Genomic DNA, 24,023 nt, shown 5'->3' with positions numbered 1-24,023 from the left:
TTTTGATAAGCTCTGGGGGGAGCGCAGCCGGCCGCTAAAATGACATTTTGGGGATATCATGTTTTTTTGTTAAGGGTGCGGCCGCCATCTATCTGATCAATAAGCAACGCTTATTGTTGTTGTTGTTGCTGTGTGGATTGATCGGACTGTGTTGTTTGTTCCTTCGCTAAAGTAAGCTTTGTTGTATTCTTGTTCCCATCACGGTAATACGTAACGGTTACTTCATCGCCGATATTTTTATCGGAATAAAGATAAGAGCGCAAGTCGACCATGCTGGTAATGTCCTGGTCATCGATTTTAGTAACAACATCGTATTGCTGTAATCCAGCATCTGCTGCAGGAGAACCTTCCACTACCTGAGCAAGCACAACACCTTGTGTCACGTCTTCAGGGAGGTTCAATGTTTCTTGCGCGTTTACTTGCGGTACTTGATCCAAGCTGACTGCACCGATACCGATGTAAGGACGTTCTACTTTGCCTGTGGATTCTAGTTGATTGATGATTGGCTTAGCTGCATCAATCGGAATGGCAAAACCAATACCTTCAACTTCTTCTTGGGCAATCTTCATAGAGTTGATACCGATGATTTCACCGTTTGCATTTATCAAGGCACCACCGCTGTTACCAGGGTTAATAGCTGCATCTGTTTGTAATACTTCTGTTACCCAATCTTCTGTACCATCGTTATTGGAATCTACCGCCACGGAACGATCCAATCCGCTGATGATACCTTGCGTAACAGAACCAGCGAATTCAGCTCCTAATGGGTTACCGATCGCAATCGCTTGCTGTCCGACTGTCAAGTCATCCGATGTACCGAATGTTGCTACTTGATCCACATTTGTTCCATCGATTTCCAATACGGCTAAGTCACTTATTTCATCAGATCCTAACAAGGTTGCTTTTTCCTTTTGTCCATTGGAAAGTGTAACTTCCAAGCTGGATGCTCCATCGACAACATGATGGTTGGTCACAACGTATGCTTTTCCATCTTCTTTTTTATAGATGACACCTGATCCAGAGCCAGCTTCCTCGGATTCGGAGAATAAATCAGCCTGCTGCAGATTTTCCACTCCTACTACAGCCGCTGAAGCGTCCTGTATAGCATTGGTCAGGTTTTCTGTACTTGTTTGTGTTGCTAATGCCTGGTTACTGGATTTTGTTGTTGATGTATTGTTCGTTCCCATAGTTGCAGGGCTTGCTGCATTGGAACCAAAAGATAAGACATTTGTGAATACAAGCACTGCAACAATCGCAAGAACTAAAACCCCGCCTGCTATTCCGCTGACGAAGCTTGTCCATACCTTGCCTTTTTGTTTCGGCTGCTGCGGCTGATTGATTGGTTCATCTACTTGAATCGCTTGGCTGTATTTCGGAGATTCTTCTTCAGTCCCGGAAAGTTTATTCGTATCATCCTGGTAGGAGTTTTCCTGTTCATTGGAAGAAGAGTGCTGCTGATCATCTGGATACTCATTGTATGGTTTGTCATTGTCTCTGTTCATGTAAGGCACCTCTTTCGTGTTGTGTGTTCGTCGTTCTATACTACACATTCTACTGTCTGGATTTGGCATCTTTTCGGAGCAATTATGTAAAATATGTGGAATGGACAAATAGCAGGAAAGTCTTTTCTTTTTGCGATTTTGTGGGAAAATAACCGTAGAGAGGAAAGGAGTACGATCAAATGTCACATCATATAATCGTCGTCGAAGACGATCAAAATATAAGAAATATAGTAGAAGCTTATCTGAAAAAGGAGGGCTATCAGATCAGCGTGGCGGAAACAGCTGAGCTTGCGCTTGAGATTGCAGATAAAGAAACGCCCGACATGTGGATCATGGATATCATGCTTCCAGGAATGGATGGATACGCACTTTGCAACAAAATCCGTCAAACAAGTGAGGTGCCAATCATCATCATCTCGGCAAAGGATGAAGAAATCGACAGAATACTCGGCTTGGAGCTTGGCGGAGATGATTATCTGACCAAACCTTTCAGCCCGAGGGAATTGGTTGCACGCGTGAAGCGTTTGTTTAAGAGATGGAACCCCCACACAAACCAGGAACCACAGCCGGCTAAACAAATGGATCTCCAAGCAGGGGACTTGCAGCTGCAATTAGGAGAACGGCGTGTTTACTGGCATGAAGCAGAAGTAGAAGTGACAGCGAAAGAATTCGAAATGCTCGTCATTCTCGTGCAAAATCCAAACCGTGCCTTTTCGCGCGATGAATTGCTTACACAAGTTTGGGGAGAAGATTACTTTGGCAGTGATCGTGCCGTAGATGACTTAGTCAAACGACTTCGCAAGAAAATGGATGGCATTCCGATTGAAACGGTTTGGGGCTTTGGATACCGGTTCAGAATGAGCGAAGCATGAGACTGAAAACACAGCTGAACATTGCGTTTACGACTTTGCTTATTATTGTGATGGGATTCACAGCTATTACATTGTATTCGCAGCTGAAGGGTTTGCTTGTTACCAATGAGACACGGCAATTAGAGGAAAGTGGTCAAATTCTACTCACAGCAATCAGTGGTGTAGATTCAATTCCTGCTAAATCACTGGACAATATGCTTAATAATCTAGATCTCAAAATGTTCCTCTATGATGAAGAAGCAGAGGAAGTTACCTATACCAACCTTGTTCGGTTAGACGCGGAAAGATTTGCTGAAAAATATGATACTGCTCCAACTAAAAACAATACCATCTGGCAGGAGAATCGAAACAGTTATGTAGTCAAATCCATAGCAACTGGTGAAAATCAGAATATGGTCATCCTCCGTCCGATTCGCGAGTTAGAAGAAGTGCAGGAAAGCTTTTTCCAGCGTATTTTCCTTGTATTTCTAATCGGCGTCATGATAGCTATTCTGATCAGCACTTACCTGACACAGCGACTTGTAAAACCTTTGACAGAGTTGAAGTACCAGCTGAAGAAAATACAACGACGAGAATTCGATAATATTAAATCGGTAAAAGCAAGTGGTGAAATCAAAGAAGTAGAGCAAAGCGCGATTGAGATGGCTAAAGAATTGAATCGTTATATTACCTCTCAGCGTCAATTCTTCCAAAATGCCAGCCATGAGCTGAAAACACCGCTTATGACGATCCAAGGCTATGCGGAAGGTATTAAAGATGGCGTCTTCACAGGCAAGGATCAGGAACATGGCCTTGAGGTCGTTGTTTCCGAGATCAAGCGTTTAAAACAGCTGATCAATGAGATGATCCTTCTTGCTAAGCTCGACAGCGAGGAAGGTATTTATAAAGAAGAGCAAATAGAAATAAAAGAGCTGGTCAATTTGACGATAGACCGTGCCCTGCCGATTGCAAGCGACAGGAATATTCAACTTACCTACAATAAACTGCCTGCAATTGTAATTAATGGGGATAAAGAGAAACTGCTTCGGGCAATGATGAATATAACGTCCAATGCAATTCGCCATGCTGGCACTCAGGTGCATATCTCTGTCCAGCCAAGCAGTATCAGGCAAGTGGAAATCACTATAAACGATGATGGACCGGGCATTTCAGAGGACTTGCTGCCGAATATGTTCCAGCGTTTTGTTAAAGGCGAAGGCGGGGAAACCGGACTTGGACTTGCGATCTCCCGTGCGATCGTTGAACGGCATAATGGTATCATACGGGCAGGTAAGTCTGACTTAGGCGGCGCAAGCTTTACAATAATATTATAATGTTAATGTTTGCCTATGCTATTGTGCCGCGCATGAACTGTGGTATAATTAACAGGTTGTAGTCGGATAGGATTACATGAAGAAGAGGAGACATGTATACATGCAATTAAGAGAAGATATTCGCAATATCGCGATTATTGCCCACGTTGACCACGGGAAAACGACTTTGGTTGACCAGTTGCTGAAATATTCTGGTACTTTCCGTGATAATGAGCACGTGGATGAGCGCGCAATGGATTCCAACGACTTGGAAAAAGAGCGCGGTATCACAATCTTAGCGAAAAACACTGCGATTAATTATAACGATACTCGTATTAACATATTAGATACACCAGGACACGCCGATTTCGGCGGTGAGGTAGAACGCGTACTGAAAATGGTAGACGGCGTTTTGCTTGTTGTGGATGCTTACGAAGGCGCAATGCCTCAGACTCGTTTCGTATTGAAAAAAGCTTTGGAGCAAAAGCTTACTCCGGTTGTAGTCGTGAACAAAATCGACAAACCGAGTGCACGTCCTGAGCACGTTATCGATGAAGTTCTTGATCTATTCATCGAGCTTGGTGCAGATGATGACCAGCTTGAATTCCCAGTTGTTTATGCATCAGCATTGAACGGTACTTCTGGTGAAGAGCCAGACGGACAAGTGGAATCCATGGATGCTATTTTCAAAACAATCATGGACAATATTCCAGCTCCAGTTGATAACTCTGATGAAGGCTTGCAATTCCAGGTTACTATCTTGGATTACAACGACTTCCTTGGCCGTATTGGTGTTGGTCGTATCTTCCGTGGTTCCGTTAAAGTCGGTGATCAGGTTGCCCTGATGAAGAAAGACGGTTCTGTGAAGAACTTCCGTATTACAAAACTATTCGGTTTCATTGGTTTGAAACGAATTGAAATTACAGAAGCAAAAGCTGGTGACATCGTTGCCGTTGCTGGTCTTGAAGATATCAACGTTGGGGAAACTGTCTGCTCAGTGGACAAACAGGAAGCATTGCCTGTTCCTCGTATCGATGAACCAACACTGCAGATGACATTCCTTGTAAACAACAGTCCGTTTGCGGGTAAAGAAGGTAAATACATCACTTCCCGTAAAATCGAAGAACGTTTGCTTAACCAGCTTGAGACAGATGTAAGTCTTCGTGTAGACCCAACTGATTCTCCTGATGCTTGGACTGTATCCGGACGTGGAGAGCTTCACCTTTCCATCCTGATTGAGAACATGCGCCGTGAAGGGTATGAGCTTCAATTGTCCAAACCGCAGGTAATCCTTAAGGAAATCGACGGTAAAATGTGTGAACCGGTAGAGCGCGTACAAGCAGACGTACCGGAAGAATACACAGGAGCAGTTATGGAATCCTTAGGTTCCCGTAAAGGGGAAATGGTCGACATGATCAACCAAGGTAACGGTCAAGTCCGCCTTGAGTTCCGTGTACCTTCCCGTGGTTTGATCGGGTACTCTACAGAGTTCATGTCCCAAACACGCGGATTCGGTATCCTGAACCACACATTTGATGGATATGAGCCTGTCATTGCTGGTCAGGTTGGCGGAAGAGCGAAAGGTGTACTTGTTGCCCTTGAACAAGGTAAAGCATCCACTTACGGTATCATGAAGCTTGAGGACCGCGGTATTATCTTCGTAGCTCCTGGTACAGATGTGTATGCAGGTATGATCGTTGGGGAGCACAGCCGTGATAACGACCTTACAGTTAACATCACTGTGGAAAAACACCTGACTAACGTACGTTCAGCAAACAAGGACCAAACGTCCACAATCCGTAAAACGCGTGACTTGTCTCTTGAAGAAGCGATCGAGTACTTGAATGATGATGAGTATTGCGAAGTAACACCGGAATCCATCCGTCTTCGTAAAAAAATCCTTAACAAAAACGAACGTGAAAAAGCAACGAAAAAGAAAAAAGCATAAAAAAGAAGCCCAGCATAAATTGCTGGGCTTTTTACTTATAAGTTGTGAAAAAGTCTTTTATCCCTTAAAATGGGAATAGCTCTATTTGGGGCAGAAAGGAAGGATGATATGACCAGACTATGGAGCAGGCTCCGTTTTCTGTTCAATTTCCGCAAATCGATTCCATTTCTGAAAGCTTTCTTCACAGCTAAAGAGGTGGCGACAGCCAAGAAAGTAACAGCCGTTGCATTGATTGTCCTGTACTTTGTCTTCCCATTCGACTTGATACCCGATTTTCTCATCGGTATTGGTATTGTGGATGACCTTGCAGTAGCAACATTTATCCTGCAGCTCATCATTAAAATGGCGCCAGCGCATTTGAAAGACAAGTATGATGCTGACCGAAACGACAATAAGGTTATAAATATATAATAAAGCGCCCAGTTGGGCGCTTTTTTTTATTTACCCCGTACAGGGACGGCACGTGTCATAGAAAAAGGATAACTCGGTTTACAATTTCCTCTGATCTTTATAACCGAACATCCAAGTTAGTGTGAATGCTACTGCCATAGCAACCAAGTTTATCAGGATATAAAAAGGAAGCTGACTATTCAGATAGAGCAGGGTGCCTGGTATGACAGTGATACTCATTCCTGTACCGGCTAAATCGAGTAGGGAAGCAAGGAAACCTCCTACACCTCCGCCAATCAATCCCATGATAAAAGGCTTTATGAATCTTAAATTGACACCAAAGATAGCGGGTTCCGATATACCAAGAAATGCGGAGAAAGAAGACGGCAATGCTAACGCTTTCAATTTGGCGTCCTTTGTCTTTAAACCAACTGCCAGACATGCAGCACCTTGTGCAGCCATACCGCATGTAATGATTGCATTAAAAGGATTCATTCCGCGATTCTCCAGCAGTTGTATCTCCAGAAAGTTGAAAATATGATGCACACCCGTTACCACAACAAGCTGATTGAGAGAACCAATCAATAACCCAGCAATCCCGAATGGTAAATCCAGTACAGCCAATGTGCCACTTAAGACAAGATCCTCTAGGGAATGGAAGATTGGTCCAATTGCAAACAGTCCTAGTGTGATCATGAGAGTCAAAGTAAGGAAGGGAGTAAGAATCAAATCAAGCGCTTCCGTTATACGCCGGCGTAATGCTCTTTCTAATTTCGCACCGATCAGTCCAATGAAGAAAGCTGGCAGTACAGATCCTTGGTAACCTACCACCGGTATAAAGCCAAATAGGGTGATTGCTTCTGCGGATCCATTGGCTACTTCATATGCATTGGGCAAAGCAGGATTGACTAGCATCAAACCTAATACAATACCTAAAACAGGACTTCCTCCGAATACTTTAAAAGATGACCAAGCGACGAGTGCGGGGAGAAAGGCAAATGCAGTATCAGTTAGAACTTCCGTAAATAAGAGGAAGTTCGCGGGAATATCTGCTGGAACCAAGCCGAATAGATTGAGAATTTGGTCCTGTGTCAGCAGACCACGTAGTCCCATGAATAAACCGGTTGCGACGAGGACTGGAATAATCGGTACGAAGACATCCCCGAAAGTCCTGATTGCACGTTGGAAAGCAGAACCTTCCTTTTTACCAGCTTGCTTTACTTCCTGTACAGAAGCACCGTCAATACCAATTGCTTGGAGCTCATCATAGATTTTGTTCACGGTTCCGGTTCCAAAAATGATTTGGTATTGCCCAGAGTTAAAAAATGCACCTTTTACCTTATCGATATTTTCGACTTTATCCTTATCAATCTTTTCCTTATCATGTACGACGATCCGAAGGCGGGTTGCACAATGTGCCAAAGAAGAGATATTCCCTTCTCCTCCGATGGCATCGATGACTTCTTCGGCAATCTTCCTGTTTTCTGTCATTATATATCACCCTTTCAGGATTTAGATCTAGCTATACAACCACTGCATTGCGTTAAATGTTGCATTTCCTCCTTCAGTAAAGAAGGCAACACCATTACTATCCTTTGCTGGGAAAATCCTTGCTGTCATGACGGCTTCACCGTCATTGATGAAGATCTCGACAGATGATTGATCGACAAATAATCTGAGGGTTATCTTTGCTGCATCCAATGCATAACGACGAATGCTTCCATTGTCATTTTTCATCGCTGCACCTGAACGTGTACGGTCTAAGACAAGATACTTAGAAACGGCGTCATAATAAAGAAGTGTTTCTTCCGTATCTCCATTTCGAAAAGAAATTCCAGCTTTTGAAGCACCATCCATTATCAGATCGCAAATCAATTCATAAGAAGATCCATTTATTTCTTCGAGCTGGATTTTAGTATTGTGTACGGAATGGGAAGCAGTATATTTCTCTTTTCGAAGCAGTTCCACTTCTTTGACAGGCTGCTGCAGAAGTGTGCCGTCATTGATGCGAAGTTCTCTCGGAAGAGTAAGGCAATGCGCCCAGCCATGTGTGTCTGTTGGATATTCAGTATCGGGAAGTCCCATCCATCCAATGAGAATGCGCGTACCATCTGGTGAAAGAGTAGTTTGCGCAGCATAGAAATCGAATCCCCGATCCAGTTCCATGAAACTGCCATGCTGAAAGTTAGGTTCTTCTGGGTTTATGGGATTCCCTATCAAAAAGCCAGCTTGATGGATATTCTCAAAACGATCTTTTTCTGCCGGTAATCCCTGTGGGCAAAAGAGAAGGACACCTTTTTCTCCTAACTCGAAATAATCCGGGCATTCCCACATATATCCAAAGTCTGCAAGAGAGGTTTCCAGCTCCCCGATGAATGACCAAGTATGCAAATCATCTGATTTATAAATCAGCACACATCCTGTCTTATTCAGACGCTGTGCACCTAAAACGGCATAATAGCGGTCAGCTGCTTTCCACACTTTTGGATCGCGGAAATGGGCAGTGTAGCCTGAAGGGGGAGCATCAATAATTGGGGATTCGTGTTTAGCAATTTGTCCTTTTTGATTCATCACTGCAAGACATTGATAGGGATGTCTCCTCCAGTCTTCATCCCGTGTGTTCCCGGTGTAAAAGAGGTAGAGGCTTCCATTGTCAACTACAGCACTGCCTGAGTAAGCACCGTGAGAATCATACTCACCCCCAGGTTCTATCCCAATCCCCATATCTGTCCAATGAACTAAATCAGCCGATGTCACATGATACCAATACTTCATTCCGTGAATGGGACCAAATGGATGCCACTGGTAAAAGAGGTGGTACTGTCCATTGTAATAGACAAATCCATTTGGATCGTTCAATAATCCGGTATTAGGCTGAATATGATAGTGCTGTCTCCATGGGGAAGAATTGACCCGACTTGCCAGTTTTTCTAATTCGTCAGGTGCAGCATCCGATAATAGGCGGTATTTATCTGGTTTCGTCACCCTATCCCTACTTTCTGCAAATAATTACGGAACCGGTTCCAAAACAAGTGAAAAAAAACCAAAGATTCAATTCCACTAGCAGTGGAACCGGTTTCTTTGGTTATAGCATATACTGTGTTTTATATTATGTCAACGCTTTCACGGGTTTTTAATTGCACAGGGTAGGTAGTGAGGTTCTCGCAGTATTCATCCTCGACAAGCTGTACAATTTTTTCACCTGCTTTTTTCCCAGCGTCTAGGTAATCGTATTTAACCGTAGTCAAAGCCGGTGTAACAATCTCTGCTGTATCATACCCTCCAAATCCGGCAATTGATATATCGACAGGAATTCGAAGATTTAGTTGATGAGCTGCTTTGATTATACCCAAGGCTATATTATCGGTTGCTCCGACAATCACTGTAGCTTTCGTTTTGGAAAGAAAGCTTTGGGCCATCTTCATCGCATCCTGCATCCGAAAGCTGGTTTCCAGATAATCAGCTTGGCAGTCATGACGTTCCAGTGCCTCGCGGAAACCACGTTTCCGTTCAATGCCCACTGCAATATCACGCTCCGTAACGCCTAGGTAAATTATTTCGCGATGCCCTTGCTTTACAACAAATTCACCCATCATCCTTCCTGCTTCATAATCGTCATGTATCAAGCTGGGAAGAGAAGGGTGCTGCTGACCTACTAGAAGAATTGGTAAACTTGCTTCTTTTATCGCAAGCAAGTGCTCCGCTGTCACTTGTGTGGACATGAGGATGATACCTGCGACCTTCTGTCTGGCAAAGTTATGAATCGCTTCGATTTCCCGGCTGACCTCCTGGTTAGCATTTGCAATCAGGAGTTGATAGCCCTGCCTGCGTAAGGAATCATCAATTCCCATCATCGTGTGAGAGGATGCAAAGGAATCCAGACGCGGCACGATGATACCGACCATAGCAGTTTTTTTAGCCTTCAGACTTTGGGCAAATGTATTTGGTACATACTTTTGTTCGTTTATTATACGTTCCAGCCTTTTCTTCGTTGTTGCACTGACAGAACCGCCATTCAAATAGCGAGATACCGTACTTTTTGAAACTCCAGCCAGATCTGCAATATCCGCTATAGTTTTCATCTCTTATTTCCTTTCAAAAAGTATTGATTTTCCTCAGTATACTATGAGAATGACGGACTTGTCATAGAGACTAGATTTCCCGCCTCAATGCCCGCAGTACATCCACATTCGTTGCCTGTTTTGCTGGTCTTGATCCGGATAGGATTGTAACGATCAGACAGATGGTGATGCTGATGGCAGCTAATAGAAGCGGAATAGAAGAAAGCTGCAATGTAGCAGGGATTTCCTCTTCAAATATCTGCTCCAATATCATTGGAACACCGGCATTCACAAGGAAGCTGATCAAGTAAGCGACAGCTGTACCAATCAGTGCACCAGCTAGTCCGATAAAAGTACTTTCCATAAGAAAGATTTGTTTGATTGTCTTTGGATTTGCTCCAATTGCTTTCATGATGCCGATATCAGGAGCTCGCTCCGTTACTGCCATCGTCATTGTGTTATAAATCCCGATGGAGGCGATTAAGACAGCAATCGTGCCCACGATGATGAGTCCCGCTTTCACAACATTGAATAAGATATTGATACTTTTTAGCTCCTCAAGATTCGAGTATGCATCATAACCCTTCTCCTCCAGGGAGGATAGAATACCATCCACTGCAGCAGCTGTAGTCGCATACACTTCAACTTGATCGTATAAAGGATCTCCTTGCTCTGTATAGCTTGTAGTAGCATCCATTGCTTCATCCAGCTTTCTCTTCAGTTCGGGGGTCGTTTTAACAGAATTCATATAGATGTATTCGTTTGCCGGTGCTGCTTCAATTCCGACAATCTTGACTTTTTCCGTTGCTGTACGAGGTTCGCCCCCATCCTCCGGAAAAGTAGATGCCTCCAGCTCGATTTCTTTATTCAGGATATCATCGGGGTATTGGTATTCTGTCTTGACCGTCCCGTCGTCCGCATACTTTTCATTCTCATCTACATCATCTTTGGTTAAAAGTGCTGCAAAGTCACTGCTGACAACTATTTCATTTTCTGCTTCTGGCATTCTTCCGCTGCCAAGCTCGATACCTGCTTGCTTTTCATTTTCAAAATCCACAGCAATAGCATTTGGCAGCTCATTCGTATAATCATCCAGGTGGAAATTAATTTCGCCTAAGCTTTGCATTTGTCTCACTGCTTTAACATCAGCCATTTGTTTCAATTCGGTGATATTATCGTCCGTAAAGCCTGTTTGCTCGGCATCACCTGTACCGTAAATATCAATCTTTGTAACAGCCCTGCTTTCAAGCTCGTCCTTGATTAAGGAATCATGCAGACCAAACCCGACAGATGCCAGGACAATCAGGAAACAGCTTCCCATCGCTGCTGCAAGGATTGTCATGAACACACGAACTTTGTTCTTTTTCATATTCTGCTGGACAAAACGCCATTTATCTTTGAATGTCATACCGGCATCACACCTTTCACTTTCAGCATTTGACCGTCTCTGATTTCCAGCTGCCGGTCTGCCATTGCTGCAACTTCTTGATCATGTGTGATGATAAGGAATGTGATGCCGTTTTGTTTATTCAGTTTGCGAATGAGGGATAGTAGTTCTGCCTCGGTATCGCTATCCAAGCTTCCAGTTGGCTCATCTGCTAAAATCAATGGCGGATCCAGTATAAGTGCTCTGGCAATTGCTACGCGCTGCTGCTGCCCCCCTGATAACTCGGAAGGATAGTGATCTGGGAATGCTTCCAGCTCGACTTGCCGTAATATGTTCTCTACTCTTTGTTTGCGCTTTTGTTTTGGTGTTCCGTTCAAAATGAGCGGCAGTTCAATATTTTGGGCGGCAGTCATACTCGGTATCAGCTGGAAGTTCTGAAAGATGTATCCGATATGCTGCAAACGGAAATCTGCTAACTGACCTTCGCCCCAGCCGGTGATCGGTGTTCCATTAATCTCCACTTGGCCGCTGGTTGGCTGAATAAAGCCGCCGATAATATGCAATAAAGTCGACTTGCCCGAACCGCTTTTGCCGACAAGGCTGACAATTTCTCCTTTTTCTACATGCAAGTCAATTCCATGCAAAACGGGCACTATCGTTTCCTTCGCTTTCTTTCCCATCGTATAGTGATGAGATACTTGTTTGATTGATATCATTTTTTTCTCCCCTTGTTTTGTCTGCTATTAATAACGACGTTAGCAAGGGGAAAAAGTATACAAAAAAAATTCTGCTGTCCGATAAGACAGCAGAATCTCAGTATTTATTTATTTCTTCTTCTGGCGGAAACCGCCGGCGATATCAGCGCGTTTGAACTCTTTGCGGAAAGTCACTTCTCGGGCATCAGACAAACTGACACCGTTCATGCGTACAGGCTGATAGTTACCTTGTTGCTTAGCCATGCGATCATCTCCTTTTTACAGGTTATCAAAAGTGTGCCCATGGCCTGTATAATCTAAACAGGGCTTGCATCTTCCAAAAGAACCGCTATAATAAAGGACAATAAATGTAAGCTGATAAGAAAGAGAGTACTGCAGCTGGAAACAAAAGCGAGTCCCGGACGGTGGAAGCGGGATGTGGAAAGCAGCAGGAACCGGACTTTCTTGGCTGCGGCCCTGAACGAACGCGAAGTAGGGGCTGCCGGGAAACATCATTCCCGTTATCCAATTGAGCAGGTCCGATCAGGACAAGTAGAGTGGCACCGCGGATTAAACCGTCTCTTCCAAGTGGAAGAGGCGGTTTTTTTATATTTGAAGGAGGATATGGAGATGTATAAATTTATTGCAGCAGAACTGGTAGCAAAAGCGTTGAATAAATCGGCTGAAGAAACGATGAAGCAAATCGAGAGACCAAAACAGCTGCAGCACGGAGACTATGCTTTTCCTTGCTTTGCGTTGGCGAAGGAAAAGAGGCAGTCACCACAGACTATTGCGGCAGAACTAGCAGGAGATTTATCGCATGAGGCATTTTCTGCTATCACGGCAGTGGGAGGCTATGTGAATTTCACGCTACATAAGAAACTTGCTGGAACCAGCGTGCTAGCGGATATTCATCAGCAGCGTGCAGCATATGGAAGTACGGCTAGCGGACAAGGGCAGACAGTGACGATCGATCTATCTTCTCCTAATATTGCAAAGCCTTTCTCAATGGGGCATCTGCGCTCAACCGTCATCGGAAACAGCATCAGTCTTTTGCTGGAAAAACAAGGCTATCATGTTGTAAGGATAAATCATGTCGGAGACTGGGGCACGCAATTCGGCAAACTTATTTGCGCTTATGAAAAATGGGGTGACGAAGAGAAGGTGCGTGCCAACACGATCCCGGAACTTTTGAAGCTTTATGTCCGCTTCCACGAAGAAGCAGCAAAGGATGGACAGCTGGAGCAGGAAGGCAGAAACTGGTTCCGAAAATTAGAGCAAGGAGATGAATATGCAAATAAGCTCTGGCGCTGGTTCCGTGACGTATCAATGGAGGAGTTTGGGCGTGTTTACGAGCTGATGGGTGTACACTTTGATTCGGATGCAGGAGAAGCTTTCTACAACGATAAAATGGAACGCGTTGTAAAGGAATTGGAACAAAAAGACCTACTCAGTCTGTCGGAAGGGGCACAGGTAGTCAGATTGGATGAATTTGATCTGCCGCCTAGTCTGATTAAGAAGAAGGATGGCGCTACCCTTTATGCAACGCGTGACCTTGCCGCGGCAATTTATCGTAAGGAAACATATCAATTTTCTAAAAGCCTGTATGTTGTCGGACATGAACAAAGCTTGCATTTTCAGCAGTTGAAACTTGTATTGAACAAGATGGGCTATGCGTGGTCGGATGGTATCATCCATATCCCATTCGGTATGGTACTTCAGGATGGCAAGAAAATGTCGACGAGAAAAGGGAAGCTCGTACTGCTGGATAGAGTATTGGAACAGGCAATCCACCTGGCAACTGACAACATCTCAGAGAAAAATCCGAATTTGGCAGATAAGGAAGAAGTGGCGAGACAGGTTGGTGTCGGTGCTGTACTTTTCCACGACTTAAAGCATGAACGCATCCATGATATTGAGTTTTCGTTGGAGGATATGCTTCGTGTCGAGGGGGAAACAGGACCGTATGTGCAATATACGCATGCTAGAGCTTGTACCCTGTTGGCCAAGGGAGAAAAAACCCATAGCAGTCCGGAAATCGATGAAGAGACAGCTGCTGCTGCCTGGCCGATCCTCTCCCTGCTGCTGCAATTCCCAGACGCAGTCGAGAATGCAGCAAGCCACTACGATCCTTCTAGAATCGCCAAATACGTGATTGATCTTGCCCAAGCATTCAACAGCTTTTATGGAAAAGTGCGTATTCTGGAAGAGGACGGGAAGCTAGGTGCGCGATTATCGATTGTCGAGGCTGTTGCATCCGTACTGGAAGAGGGTCTTCGACTGTTGGGAATACGCGCACCGAGACAAATGTGATTAGTGCCAGATCGAATCTCCGGTAACAGGATCTTGCTTTGGTATCGGAACATTCGGAATTTGCTGTAGTGCTTGTTCGTACTCCCCTGGCTTATCCGTTTTTGTATCAAAGGACATGCCATCCGGATAGGCACCTAGCACCTCGAAATCATCAGATTGCTGCATCCGTTTGTGGGCTGTACCAGCAGGCAGCACGATGACATCTCCACGAGAGATGTTCAGTTGTACTCCATCAGGTCCGCCTAACTGAACAGTCGCATGTCCTTGTAAAACGCCGAGCACTTCATGGGCTGTACTGTGATAGTGATGATATGGAAAGATCCCATTGACCCAGCTATTGCGCCAACTATTAGCATGGAATACCTCTAGCATCGTATCAGTTTGGTCGAAAGCTTTTTTGTAATAAAGAACAGGCAGTTTGTTATTTGGATAAATGCCGTCGTCCTGGAAGTGGAATTTTTGCATAATGTGCCTCCTTTTATTTAGCATTTACCCGACTATTCGTGAATTGTATTCCTTTTTATGAAAAAAACGCTATTTTTCATGCCAGTCTCCGTTTATAATACGGATAAATACGCACAGACAGGCGGTTACGCATGAAAATAAAAGCATTTTTTGTCGCATTGTCAGGTCTTGTTCTTCTTACGGCGTGCAGTGGAGGAGTTCCTGAACAGCAAACAGAAACAGTACAGGCAGTGCAGCAAAACATAGTGGAGCTGCAACCAAAGGAGATGCCCGCTCGTCAGTCGATTTCCGTTACAGCTATCGGGGATGTACTCTTGCACAGCTCCATTTATTATGATGCAAAGACAAAAACAGGCTATGATTTTGATCCAATGTTCCAAGATGTGAAAGCCTATTTAGGAAGTACGACACTCACTGTTGCCAACCAGGAATCCATTATGGGCGGGGAAGAACTAGGCGTATCCACTTATCCCAACTTCAACAGTCCAGATGAAATTGGCGACACCTTAAAGGATGTGGGAGTCGATGTAGTCACGATGGCTAATAACCATACCTTGGACAAGGGAGAAGCAGGAGTGAAGCATGCGACTGCTCAGTACGAGGAAATTGGGATGGCATATACTGGGGCGTATGCAAGCGAGGAAGATAGCGAAAAGCTAACGGTAGAAAAAACACCAGAAGGTATTTCTGTCGCATTTCTAAGCTATACGTACGGAACCAACGGCATTACAGCACCCAAAGGAAAAGGCTATCTGGTCAATCTGATTGATAAACAGAAGATAAAAGATGACATCAGCAGAGCAAAACGGCAGGCAGATGCTGTGATTGTTAATTTACATTTTGGCGTCGAATATGAAGATGATCCGAACGCGGAGCAGAAGGACCTTGCCCAGTTCGTTGCTGACCAGGGAGCGACAGCAGTTTTAGGTTGTCACCCGCATGTATTGCAGCCTGTCGAATGGCTGACAGGAAAAGAGGGAAATAAAACGCTTGTCATTTATTCACTAGGAAATTTCATCGCCGCTCAGGAGGAAACAGATCGGCGTATAGGTGCAGTTTTTCAATTCGATATCGAGAAAGATGGTATGAAGGTAACTGCGAAGGATCCTAAAATACTGCTAACGTACTTATCATTTACAGATTGGCAGCATTACCGAATTCAGCCGATGTACGAACTGCCGGAAATGAAAGATGCTTATGAAGCGAAGAAAAAGCATATGGCGGAGCATGCATCAGATCTTTCCTTCATTGAAACGGATGCATCAAGCTAACTGCTTGATTTCCAACTTAGGTGTACCGTATCTTTAGAAGGAAAAGCAGAAGGGGGAAACAAACAATGGAACAAATCAATACAAAAGAAAAGTTCAATGAAGTTATCGTGAGTGAAGAGCCGATCATCGTTAAGTTCTTTGCGGACTGGTGTCCGGACTGCACGCGTATGAATATGTTTATCGATCAAGTGCTTGCGGAATATGGCAATTATAAATGGTATGAACTGAATAATGATGAAGTACCTGATGTTGCAGCTGAGCAGAATGTAATGGGAATACCAAGTATCCTTATTTTCCAAAATGGTGAAAAGCTGGCGCACTTGCATAGTGCAAACGCGAAATCTCCTGAAGAGGTTATTGCGTTCCTCCAACAGCAGCTTGGATAAGCAGCAGTAAACCGAAAAGCTTTCCTGTATAGCAGGGAAGCTTTTTTACTAGCAGTATTTTTTCTTTGACTAAAAATGTTTCCTTTGGTAAACTTGCGCTAATAATAACAAGAAAGAAGCGATTTTAATGGGAAAAGAACGAGATAAGGGCTGGCTTAGCAGAGCGGGTGATGCAAGTCTGGAAGAGTCGAACCATAGTGTAGCTATTCCGGAGAACGGGAATTTCTTCAAAAAGCTATTCGCATTTATGGGACCTGGTGTACTTGTGGCAGTCGGTTTCATTGATCCGGGCAACTGGGAAACTTCCATTTCAGCAGGTTCCTCCTTTGGCTATATGCTGCTTGCCGTCGTTCTGCTTTCCAACCTGATCGCCATGCTCATGCAGGGGCTGGCTGCCAAGCTTGGAATCGCAACCGGCCGTGATTTAGCGCAGGCAACAAGGGATGCATTCCATCCGAAAGTGGTCGTTGTGCTGTGGCTGCTGACAGAGCTTGCCATCATAGCAACGGATCTGGCTGAAGTCCTGGGTTCTGCCATTGCGCTGAATTTACTATTTCACATACCAATTATGGTGGGTATCATCATTACAGCGTTGGATGTATTGCTGCTGCTTTTATTGCAGAAAAAAGGATTTCGCTGGATGGAAGCGATCATTACCGTCCTGATGGTCACTATAGCTGGCTGTTTCCTTTTCGAAATGATCTTCTCGCATCCTGCTCTATATGAAGCATTGAAAGGCTATATACCATCACCGGAGATCGTGACCAACCCATCGATTTTGTTTTTGGCACTTGGTATATTAGGTGCAACTGTTATGCCGCATAATTTGTATCTGCATTCTTCCATTGTACAAACAAGGAATTATCAGGATACAGAAAAAGGAAAGAAGGAAGCAGTGAAATTCTCGTATATAGATTCGACCTTCTCGCTCGGTATTGCTTTCTTCGTCAATTCGGCGATATTAATCCTAGGTGCAGCTGCGTTCCATACGATCGGACAGCATGTGGAAGGAATTGAGGATGCATACAAGCTGTTAAGTCCTGCTATTGGCGCTGGAGCTGCCAGCTTTTTGTTCGGCTTTGCGCTGCTTCTATCTGGTCAGTCTTCGACTATCACAGGAACTTTGACTGGACAGATCGTCATGGAGGGATTCATACAGTTCCGGGTAAAACCTTGGGTCAGAAGGCTTGTGACAAGAATCATCGCTATCATTCCTGCACTGATAGTCGTCGGAATCTACGGTCCTTCAAGCACAGGAGATTTGCTTGTTTGGAGTCAGGTCATTCTTAGCCTGCAGCTATCCTTTGCTGTTATTCCGTTAGTGCTCTTTACAAGCAGCAAGAAAAAGATGGGGTCATTTGTAAATAAGCCCCATGTCAAAGTCCTTGCGTGGACAGCGACAGGTTTGATTGTATCGTTGAACGCATTTATGCTCGGATATATGATCGTGACAGGACATGCTTTATAAAGCCGGTTTTCAGCCGGCTTTTTTTATTTGCCAAAGTTTAGCCAATCCAATGTACAGGGAACGATAATAGGGAAGGAGAGGAGAACGATGCAAACTTTCGAACGTGCTGTATATGTAGTAAATGGAAACATGGACAATGCCCTCATGGAACGGGAACTGGGACAAACATTGCCAAAGCTTGCGGCATCGATCAAACAGCTGGAGGTCATCCAAACAAAGGATCTGGAGGAGTTGGTGAGCTGCAGCCGGGAGGTTGCAGGGAACATTGATTTATTGATCATACACGGTGGTGACGGTACCATCCATCAAGTAATCAATGCGATTTCTCCCTTGCCGAAGCGCCCGACAGTTGCAATCATTCCTGGTGGTACGTGCAATGACTTCAGCCGAATGTTAGGTCTGCCGCAGAATTTAGGAAAGGCAGCTGCAGCAATCGCTGACGGAAAGGCCGCTTCGATAGACATTGGCCAATATGAGGATTCTTACTTCTTGAATTTCTGGGGAGTCGGACTGATCGCGGATGCATCGAATAACATCGATGAAGATCAAAAAGCCCGCTTAGGGGTGCTTTCCTATTTTATTAGTACATTAAGAACAGTCAATCAGGCAGAGCCATTTTCATACGAAATAGAGATTGATGGAGAGAAACTGAACGGAGAAGCAGTTATGATCTTAGTGATGAACGGACGGTTCATCGGTACAAGGGAGTTTGCGGGATCGAATATAAGGCCGGACGATGGTAAGCTGCATGTTATATTCGTGAAAAATTCCAATTTAACCAGCTTTAAAGAACTACTCCAAATCAAGCAAGATAAAACGATTCTGTCTGATTTGACTGAAGTAGACATCCGAGATGCAGAAAAAATCCGCTTTTTGTCTCCTGCTGGCAAACCTATTGATATGGATGGGGAAGTTTATCGGGAAACATCTGGTGAGGTGAAAATCCTGCCAGGACATCTTGATATGATAATTGGAGAATAGTTTGACAATTTGCTTCGCAACCTCTATACTGGAAATATCTACTATGAAAAGGAGGGGAATCAGATGTTGCACACACTTTCGCGTGAAGCCGATCAAAATCTATTGCATCGCCGCGCGATTATTCATGGTTTTGTTGGTAACGGGATACGTATGCCCTTTTTTACCAACTGAATAATGGATAATGTGCAGGATCTATTTCTCTACGACACGATTGAAAATAAAAGGCGTTCCAGAGAACCACACCCTGCGTGTGGTTTTTTTGTACCCTTATTTCTCATAAGTCAGAGTCAGACAGTCTTGCTGTCTGGCTTTTTTTATAGTAAAAAGGAGCGGATGACATGTTAATAACATTGAAGGAAGTCAAGAAAATCATGGGCGGTAATATATTGTTTGAAAAGCTTAACCTGGAGCTGAAACCAGGAGAGAAGCTGGGTTTGGTAGGTCGGAACGGCAGTGGTAAATCAACAATTTTTAAACTGATTACCGGTACGGAATTATGTGATGATGGGCAAGTGTTTATACGCAAGCAAGCGAAAATTGGCTACTTGGAGCAAATACCAGTAGGGCATGAGGGGACTGTGAAACAGTACTTGATGCGTGCATTCGATGCACTTGCAGTCTTGCAGGAGAGAATGCAGAAATTAGAGAAGCAAATGTTGGATCCGGAGAAAATGGAAAAAGCTTTAGAAGCTTACGGGGAAGTGCAGACTGCATTTGCAGAAGCAGGCGGTTATGAGATGGATGCAAATATCGCCCGTACTGCAAATGGCTTGCATATTGCACATCTGCTGGAGGAACCTTTTGCCAGATTGAGCGGCGGTGAGAAAACAAAGGTTGGCTTGGCATATGTTCTCCTGCAGCAGCCAGATTTGCTGCTGTTGGATGAGCCGACAAACCATCTTGATTTATCCGCCATTGAATGGCTGGAAAACTTCCTGGTAAATTACGGGGGAGCTGTATGTGTCATTTCGCATGATAAGTATTTCCTGGATGCTACTGTATCCCGTATTGCCGATTTGGAGGATGGGGAGGTTACGGTTTATACCGGCAATTTCACCTCTTATTTGAAGCAAAAGGAAGCGAAGCTGTTGCAGGAATTCGAAGCATACAAGGAACAGCAGAAGAAAATCAAGAAAATGAAAGAAACAATCAAGCGGCTGAAACTTTGGGCTAATCAAGCGAATCCGCCGAATGAGGGGTTGCATAAACGCGCACGTAATATGGAACGCGCATTGGAACGGATGGAGAAGCTGTCCAGACCGAATATTGATCCAGCTAAAATGAAGCTTAAGCTTGCTGCGGATGAACGCAGCGGTGAGGATGTCATCCGATTGGAATCAATCAGCAAGAGCTTCGGTGAAAGATGCGTGCTGCAGGATATCATGCTTCATATGCGTTATAAGGAAAGGCTCGCAATCGTAGGAGACAACGGAAGCGGCAAGTCGACATTGATCAAAATTGTTCTTGGCAGCTTAACTGCTGACAGCGGAATTGTCAAAGTAGGAAGTGGAGTACAGGTGGGCTATCTGCCGCAGCATCCATTGGAGGATGCGGATCCAGCTATGCGGATGATTGATTATTTCCGAACAGTTATCTCGGTAACAGAAGCGGATGCAAGACATATGCTGGCAGCCTTCATGTTCTATGGCTATGCAGTTTTCCAGCCGATTGGGCGGCTGAGCGGGGGAGAAAGGATGCGGCTGAAACTGGCTATTTTCATGCATCAGGGCATCAATTTGCTCATCTTGGATGAACCAACAAACCATTTGGATCTGGAATCAAGGGAAGTGCTGGAGGAGGCACTGGGACGATTCGATGGAACCGTGCTTGGTATCAGCCATGATCGACATCTTCTGAATTCTTGTTTTGATCAGACTGCATACTTGGAGAATGGAGTGCTGCATCGTTATGCAGGAAATTATGAAGAGACAAAAGATCGGTGGAAAGCAGTGAAACAATAAAAAGCTGCGAGCTTATGCTCGCAGCTTTACTTTATGCTGTCGGAATACCACCAGTGATGCTGTATACTTGCGCACTTACATAGCTGGATTCCTCAGATGCAAGGAACACATACACACTGGAAAGCTCAACTGGCTGTCCTGCACGACCAGCAGGTGTTGGCGGTGTATTGGAGCCGAATTCAGGAATGTTTTCCTGAGGTTGTCCGCCGGAAATTTGCAATGGTGTCCAAATTGGCCCCGGTGCGACAGAGTTCACACGGATACCTTTATCGGCAATCTGTTTCGCCAGGCCTTTTGTGAAGCCGATGATCGTGCTTTTCGTAGCCGCATAATCCAATAACATTGGAGAAGGATTAAAGCCTTCCACGGATGTCGTTGTAATAATGGAAGATCCTGCTGGCAGATGCGGAAGAGCAGCTTTCGTCAGCCAATAAAGCGGATAGACATTCGTTTCGAATGTTGCTTTCAGCTGTTCTGTAGTCAAATCTGCAATGTCCTCGACAGCCTGCTGCTTGCCAGCGACAAGTGCCAGGATATCCAAACCGCCTAGTTGTTCAACTGCTTCTTCGACTAGCTTATAGTTGAATCTTTCGTTTCGGAGATCTCCAGGAATAAGTACAGCCTTTCTTCCTTCTGCCTCGATCAGTTCTTTCACTTCTTCAGCATCAGGCTGCTCATCCGGAAGGTAGTTGATAGCTACATCGGCGCCCTCTCTTGCATATGCGATAGCAGCTGCACGGCCGATGCCAGAGTCTCCCCCTGTTACGAGTGCTTTCCGTCCAGTTAATTTTCCGGATCCTTTGTAGCTTTCTTCACCGCAATCAGGCTTTGGATCCATTTCCTTTTGCAGGCCGGGAGGATCCTGATATTGTTTCGGATACGTATCATGGAAGTATTGTGTTTTTGGATCTTTAGGCATGTTGAGACAGCTCCTTTTCATTTCGTGTATATGCTATTGAATACCACGTATGCAAGAACTCAAACTGCATTTTTGTAATGTAAAGGGTTGCAGAATTAGAAGCATTGAATTTGATGGAAATAGGTTTTAAGTACTAGGAGTGAGGGTAAATTTTGGTATAACACATTGAGTAAAGACAAAAGGAGAATGCAGAATGAGACATCGTAATGTGGAAGTATACATCAGTGATAATTGCAAACAATGCGAGCAAGTGACAAATCAGCTCGATAAGTGGAATATTTCTTACAATGTCAAAAATATCACAAATGCACCCGCTGTTTTGAAAGAAATGCAAGCACATTCCGTATACAGCACTCCGCTTGTCCTGATCAATGGAGAAAAGGTGCACGGTTTTCAGAAAAGCAAGCTTCAGCAGGTGCTCGGATTAGTCAGCAGGATGCATTCAGCGTGAATCGAGTTTATCTATTGGGCAAAAATCATCTAGAGTGGTTTTTGCTTTCTTTTTATTTTTGGTTAAGTATAACGCCCTTCCTTCGCCTAACATACGCTATAGGAGAAATAGGAAAGGTGTGTGGAGATGTATTATTATAATACGGCAGAGCCACGCTCCCATGTGCAGCAACAACAGATGAGCGATGGCCGGCAGCGTTATTATTATGAGCCTGTTTATCAAACTGAGCCTATCGGGCAATATGATAGTATGGGATATGATCATGCATGGATGCAAGCAAACGAAAATGTTGGTGATACTAATAGACAGACCGATCCTTATACCTATAATCCATATCCTCCTGAGTACTTCACCCAGTGGGGAGGATGGCAGCAGCAAGCGCAGCCGCCGCAGCAAGTTACACCGTATGAGTATTTCAAAAAACCGCCGCTTGCACCATATTGGCATGCATATGCCCAGCCAACGAATATCCAGCAGCCAAAGCAGCAAGCGCAGCTGACAAAAGGGCTGGCAACTTATTTTCAGGATAAGAATGGGCAAATGGATATCAATAAGATGATGTCGACTGTAGGGCAGATGGCATCGACGGTTCAGCAGGTTTCCCCAATCGTAAAATCACTCGGTTCTTTTTTGAAGATACTGAGATAAAAAATAAAGAAAGCGAAGATGATCGAATGACAGGAATATTGTGCATCCATGGCTTCACCGGCGGCACGTACGAGGTGGAGCCCTTAACTGAGCATTTAATGAATCATACGGAATGGAAAGTCGAAATGGTCGCTTTGCCAGGTCATGGGAAGGCAGAAGAGCTGTCTCTTCGCGGGGTCGGGCACCGGGAATGGATAAAGGCTTGTGAAGAAGCGTATGAGCGGCTTGCACAAGAATGTTCCCAGATCTACGTAATTGGATTTTCGATGGGCGGGATGATCGCTTCTCATTTGGCAGCCAAATACGGTGCTGACAAGCTTGTGCTGTTATCAGCATCAGGTAAATATCTGAACTGGAAGCTGCTGACGATTGAGGCGTGGCAGAACATGAAAAAGCAATTGAGCGGTGATGTTTTGGACGATTTCACCAAGCTCCGGGAAGACAAAAAAGGGAGAATCCCGTTCCGTGCCTTCTGGGAATTCAAAAAATGTGTGGACTACACGAAAAAAGCATTGCCTGCTGTCTCCTGCCCAGTATTCATCGTGCAGGGAATTCAAGACAGCATGGTGCCGCACCGCACGGTCAATTTTTTGCATAAGCATCTCGGTTCAGAGAAGCAAAAGATGGTTCTTTTTGACGAATCGAAGCATCTCCTATGCCTTGGTCCGGATATAGACCAGATTTGTACGCAAGTGGAAGAATTCCTTTTGGAGGCTTAATTTTCACCCGCGGGGGTTTAAGATCCACTCTGGGGGAGAAAATAGAACCAAAGCTGTGAAAGCCGGCATCATTGCTGCTTGAAAATAATATAACAATTTCCAAAGATAGTGTTAGACATTTGGAAGGGCTTTTATGATAAATAATACACGTAGATATACGTGTAATCATAGATATAGGTAGAATTCGGACAAATAGTGTGTTACTATAATTAAATCCAATGAATGCTTGCTTAAGGCCTCTTCCCAAGCGTGGAGGAAGGCTTTTTTATTGTGTATAACTGCCGTGCTTCATCA

23 protein-coding genes are annotated in these 24,023 nt (G+C 44.4%); 14 read left to right on the top strand and 9 right to left on the bottom strand.

Annotation, left to right across the window (positions count from 1 at the left end; translation table 11 throughout):
• Positions 1-110: 110 nt before the first annotated feature.
• Positions 111-1,502 (bottom strand): S1C family serine protease, encoded by a 1,392-nt coding sequence (locus SFC25_RS09435; RefSeq protein WP_411215026.1) that lies wholly within the window; start codon positions 1,500-1,502, stop codon positions 111-113.
• Between the two features lie 179 nt (positions 1,503-1,681).
• On the opposite strand from SFC25_RS09435, the gene SFC25_RS09430 reads away from it, so the two are divergent.
• The 4 genes from SFC25_RS09430 to SFC25_RS09415 all read left to right on the top strand — a co-directional run bounded on the left by SFC25_RS09430 (position 1,682) and on the right by SFC25_RS09415 (position 6,025).
• Positions 1,682-2,374: a response regulator transcription factor gene (locus SFC25_RS09430; protein ID WP_411215025.1), complete on the top strand. Its 693-nt coding sequence runs from the start codon at positions 1,682-1,684 to the stop codon at positions 2,372-2,374.
• Complete coding sequence (locus SFC25_RS09425) at positions 2,371-3,687, top strand: sensor histidine kinase (protein WP_411215024.1); 1,317 nt, start codon at positions 2,371-2,373, stop codon at positions 3,685-3,687. Before SFC25_RS09430 ends, SFC25_RS09425 begins: the two co-directional genes overlap by 4 nt.
• A gap of 100 nt (positions 3,688-3,787) precedes the next feature.
• Positions 3,788-5,614, top strand: coding sequence for a translational GTPase TypA (gene typA / locus SFC25_RS09420; protein ID WP_411215023.1), 1,827 nt, complete (start codon positions 3,788-3,790; stop codon positions 5,612-5,614).
• A gap of 108 nt (positions 5,615-5,722) precedes the next feature.
• Positions 5,723-6,025, top strand: coding sequence for a YkvA family protein (locus SFC25_RS09415; protein ID WP_411215022.1), 303 nt, complete (start codon positions 5,723-5,725; stop codon positions 6,023-6,025).
• Positions 6,026-6,103: 78 nt separating this feature from the next.
• Here the strand turns inward: SFC25_RS09415 and SFC25_RS09410 are convergent, their stop codons facing one another.
• The 6 genes from SFC25_RS09410 to SFC25_RS09385 form a co-directional block, all read right to left on the bottom strand.
• A complete protein-coding gene (locus SFC25_RS09410) occupies positions 6,104-7,495 on the bottom strand; it encodes a sucrose-specific PTS transporter subunit IIBC (RefSeq protein ID WP_411215021.1) in 1,392 nt (463 codons plus the stop codon).
• A 27-nt stretch (positions 7,496-7,522) separates the two neighbouring features.
• Positions 7,523-8,989, bottom strand: a complete 1,467-nt coding sequence (locus SFC25_RS09405) for a glycoside hydrolase family 32 protein (protein ID WP_411215020.1) — start codon at positions 8,987-8,989, stop codon at positions 7,523-7,525.
• A gap of 119 nt (positions 8,990-9,108) precedes the next feature.
• Positions 9,109-10,086: a LacI family DNA-binding transcriptional regulator gene (locus SFC25_RS09400; RefSeq protein ID WP_411215019.1), complete on the bottom strand. Its 978-nt coding sequence runs from the start codon at positions 10,084-10,086 to the stop codon at positions 9,109-9,111.
• Positions 10,087-10,156: 70 nt separating this feature from the next.
• A complete protein-coding gene (locus SFC25_RS09395; RefSeq protein WP_411215018.1) occupies positions 10,157-11,473 on the bottom strand; it encodes an ABC transporter permease in 1,317 nt (438 codons plus the stop codon).
• Positions 11,470-12,168 (bottom strand): ABC transporter ATP-binding protein, encoded by a 699-nt coding sequence (locus SFC25_RS09390; protein ID WP_411215017.1) that lies wholly within the window; start codon positions 12,166-12,168, stop codon positions 11,470-11,472. Before SFC25_RS09390 ends, SFC25_RS09395 begins: the two co-directional genes overlap by 4 nt.
• A gap of 108 nt (positions 12,169-12,276) precedes the next feature.
• Entirely contained in the window at positions 12,277-12,411 is a 135-nt protein-coding gene (locus SFC25_RS09385) for a YfhE family protein (RefSeq protein ID WP_411215016.1), read from the bottom strand.
• A gap of 366 nt (positions 12,412-12,777) precedes the next feature.
• On the opposite strand from SFC25_RS09385, the gene argS reads away from it, so the two are divergent.
• Positions 12,778-14,460, top strand: coding sequence for an arginine--tRNA ligase (argS, locus tag SFC25_RS09380; RefSeq protein WP_411215315.1), 1,683 nt, complete (start codon positions 12,778-12,780; stop codon positions 14,458-14,460).
• Here argS and SFC25_RS09375 read toward each other — a convergent pair whose 3' ends face one another.
• Positions 14,461-14,925, bottom strand: a complete 465-nt coding sequence (locus SFC25_RS09375; protein ID WP_411215015.1) for a cupin domain-containing protein — start codon at positions 14,923-14,925, stop codon at positions 14,461-14,463. It abuts the gene before it with no gap.
• Between the two features lie 131 nt (positions 14,926-15,056).
• Here SFC25_RS09375 and SFC25_RS09370 point away from each other — a divergent pair, with 131 nt between their 5' ends.
• The 6 genes from SFC25_RS09370 (at position 15,057) to abc-f (ending at position 20,992) form a co-directional block, all read left to right on the top strand.
• Positions 15,057-16,196 (top strand): CapA family protein, encoded by a 1,140-nt coding sequence (locus tag SFC25_RS09370; protein ID WP_411215014.1) that lies wholly within the window; start codon positions 15,057-15,059, stop codon positions 16,194-16,196.
• A 65-nt stretch (positions 16,197-16,261) separates the two neighbouring features.
• On the top strand, positions 16,262-16,582 hold the full coding sequence (locus tag SFC25_RS09365) for a thioredoxin family protein (protein WP_411215013.1): 321 nt from the start codon (positions 16,262-16,264) through the stop codon (positions 16,580-16,582).
• Between the two features lie 127 nt (positions 16,583-16,709).
• Positions 16,710-18,050 (top strand): Nramp family divalent metal transporter, encoded by a 1,341-nt coding sequence (locus SFC25_RS09360; RefSeq protein WP_411215012.1) that lies wholly within the window; start codon positions 16,710-16,712, stop codon positions 18,048-18,050.
• A gap of 87 nt (positions 18,051-18,137) precedes the next feature.
• Positions 18,138-19,031 carry a YegS/Rv2252/BmrU family lipid kinase gene (locus SFC25_RS09355; protein WP_411215011.1) on the top strand — a complete coding sequence of 298 codons (894 nt, stop codon included), beginning with the start codon at positions 18,138-18,140 and terminating at the stop codon, positions 19,029-19,031.
• Between the two features lie 63 nt (positions 19,032-19,094).
• A complete protein-coding gene (locus SFC25_RS09350) occupies positions 19,095-19,202 on the top strand; it encodes an RAxF-45 family protein (protein ID WP_353615327.1) in 108 nt (35 codons plus the stop codon).
• A gap of 167 nt (positions 19,203-19,369) precedes the next feature.
• Entirely contained in the window at positions 19,370-20,992 is a 1,623-nt protein-coding gene (abc-f, locus tag SFC25_RS09345) for a ribosomal protection-like ABC-F family protein (RefSeq protein WP_411215010.1), read from the top strand.
• A 31-nt stretch (positions 20,993-21,023) separates the two neighbouring features.
• On the opposite strand, the gene SFC25_RS09340 is transcribed toward abc-f, so the two are convergent.
• Entirely contained in the window at positions 21,024-21,911 is an 888-nt protein-coding gene (locus SFC25_RS09340) for an SDR family oxidoreductase (RefSeq protein WP_411215009.1), read from the bottom strand.
• A gap of 193 nt (positions 21,912-22,104) precedes the next feature.
• Between SFC25_RS09340 and SFC25_RS09335 the strand changes: the two genes are divergently transcribed.
• The 3 genes from SFC25_RS09335 to SFC25_RS09325 all read left to right on the top strand — a co-directional run bounded on the left by SFC25_RS09335 (position 22,105) and on the right by SFC25_RS09325 (position 23,729).
• On the top strand, positions 22,105-22,362 hold the full coding sequence (locus SFC25_RS09335) for a glutaredoxin family protein (protein ID WP_411215008.1): 258 nt from the start codon (positions 22,105-22,107) through the stop codon (positions 22,360-22,362).
• A gap of 126 nt (positions 22,363-22,488) precedes the next feature.
• On the top strand, positions 22,489-23,010 hold the full coding sequence (locus SFC25_RS09330; protein WP_411215007.1) for a YppG family protein: 522 nt from the start codon (positions 22,489-22,491) through the stop codon (positions 23,008-23,010).
• 26 nt (positions 23,011-23,036) lie between these two features.
• On the top strand, positions 23,037-23,729 hold the full coding sequence (locus SFC25_RS09325; RefSeq protein ID WP_411215006.1) for an alpha/beta hydrolase: 693 nt from the start codon (positions 23,037-23,039) through the stop codon (positions 23,727-23,729).
• Positions 23,730-24,023 lie beyond the last annotated feature (294 nt).

Origin of the sequence: Terribacillus saccharophilus (assembly GCF_046592595.1) — a bacterium.
Taxonomy (GTDB): Bacteria; Bacillota; Bacilli; order Bacillales; family Amphibacillaceae; genus Terribacillus; species Terribacillus saccharophilus_C.
Note: the sequence above shows the minus strand (reverse complement) of the source record. Positions and strands in the feature narration are given on the sequence as shown.

Excerpts from the sequence above, each read along its gene's own strand:
- SFC25_RS09325 (WP_411215006.1), top strand. The coding sequence starts at position 23,037 with ATGACAGGAATATTGTGCATCCATGGCTTCACCGGCGGCACGTACGAG.
- SFC25_RS09385 (WP_411215016.1), bottom strand. The coding sequence starts at position 12,411 with ATGGCTAAGCAACAAGGTAACTATCAGCCTGTACGCATGAACGGTGTC.
- SFC25_RS09330 (WP_411215007.1), top strand. The coding sequence starts at position 22,489 with ATGTATTATTATAATACGGCAGAGCCACGCTCCCATGTGCAGCAACAA.
- SFC25_RS09335 (WP_411215008.1), top strand. The coding sequence starts at position 22,105 with ATGAGACATCGTAATGTGGAAGTATACATCAGTGATAATTGCAAACAA.
- abc-f (WP_411215010.1), top strand. The coding sequence starts at position 19,370 with ATGTTAATAACATTGAAGGAAGTCAAGAAAATCATGGGCGGTAATATA.
- SFC25_RS09390 (WP_411215017.1), bottom strand. The coding sequence starts at position 12,168 with ATGATATCAATCAAACAAGTATCTCATCACTATACGATGGGAAAGAAA.
- argS (WP_411215315.1), top strand. The coding sequence starts at position 12,778 with ATGTATAAATTTATTGCAGCAGAACTGGTAGCAAAAGCGTTGAATAAA.
- SFC25_RS09340 (WP_411215009.1), bottom strand. The coding sequence starts at position 21,911 with ATGCCTAAAGATCCAAAAACACAATACTTCCATGATACGTATCCGAAA.
- SFC25_RS09375 (WP_411215015.1), bottom strand. The coding sequence starts at position 14,925 with ATGCAAAAATTCCACTTCCAGGACGACGGCATTTATCCAAATAACAAA.
- SFC25_RS09360 (WP_411215012.1), top strand. The coding sequence starts at position 16,710 with ATGGGAAAAGAACGAGATAAGGGCTGGCTTAGCAGAGCGGGTGATGCA.
- typA (WP_411215023.1), top strand. The coding sequence starts at position 3,788 with ATGCAATTAAGAGAAGATATTCGCAATATCGCGATTATTGCCCACGTT.
- SFC25_RS09415 (WP_411215022.1), top strand. The coding sequence starts at position 5,723 with ATGACCAGACTATGGAGCAGGCTCCGTTTTCTGTTCAATTTCCGCAAA.
- SFC25_RS09370 (WP_411215014.1), top strand. The coding sequence starts at position 15,057 with ATGAAAATAAAAGCATTTTTTGTCGCATTGTCAGGTCTTGTTCTTCTT.
- SFC25_RS09350 (WP_353615327.1), top strand. The coding sequence starts at position 19,095 with ATGTTGCACACACTTTCGCGTGAAGCCGATCAAAATCTATTGCATCGC.
- SFC25_RS09400 (WP_411215019.1), bottom strand. The coding sequence starts at position 10,086 with ATGAAAACTATAGCGGATATTGCAGATCTGGCTGGAGTTTCAAAAAGT.
- SFC25_RS09355 (WP_411215011.1), top strand. The coding sequence starts at position 18,138 with ATGCAAACTTTCGAACGTGCTGTATATGTAGTAAATGGAAACATGGAC.
- SFC25_RS09435 (WP_411215026.1), bottom strand. The coding sequence starts at position 1,502 with ATGAACAGAGACAATGACAAACCATACAATGAGTATCCAGATGATCAG.
- SFC25_RS09365 (WP_411215013.1), top strand. The coding sequence starts at position 16,262 with ATGGAACAAATCAATACAAAAGAAAAGTTCAATGAAGTTATCGTGAGT.
- SFC25_RS09430 (WP_411215025.1), top strand. The coding sequence starts at position 1,682 with ATGTCACATCATATAATCGTCGTCGAAGACGATCAAAATATAAGAAAT.
- SFC25_RS09410 (WP_411215021.1), bottom strand. The coding sequence starts at position 7,495 with ATGACAGAAAACAGGAAGATTGCCGAAGAAGTCATCGATGCCATCGGA.
- SFC25_RS09425 (WP_411215024.1), top strand. The coding sequence starts at position 2,371 with ATGAGACTGAAAACACAGCTGAACATTGCGTTTACGACTTTGCTTATT.
- SFC25_RS09395 (WP_411215018.1), bottom strand. The coding sequence starts at position 11,473 with ATGACATTCAAAGATAAATGGCGTTTTGTCCAGCAGAATATGAAAAAG.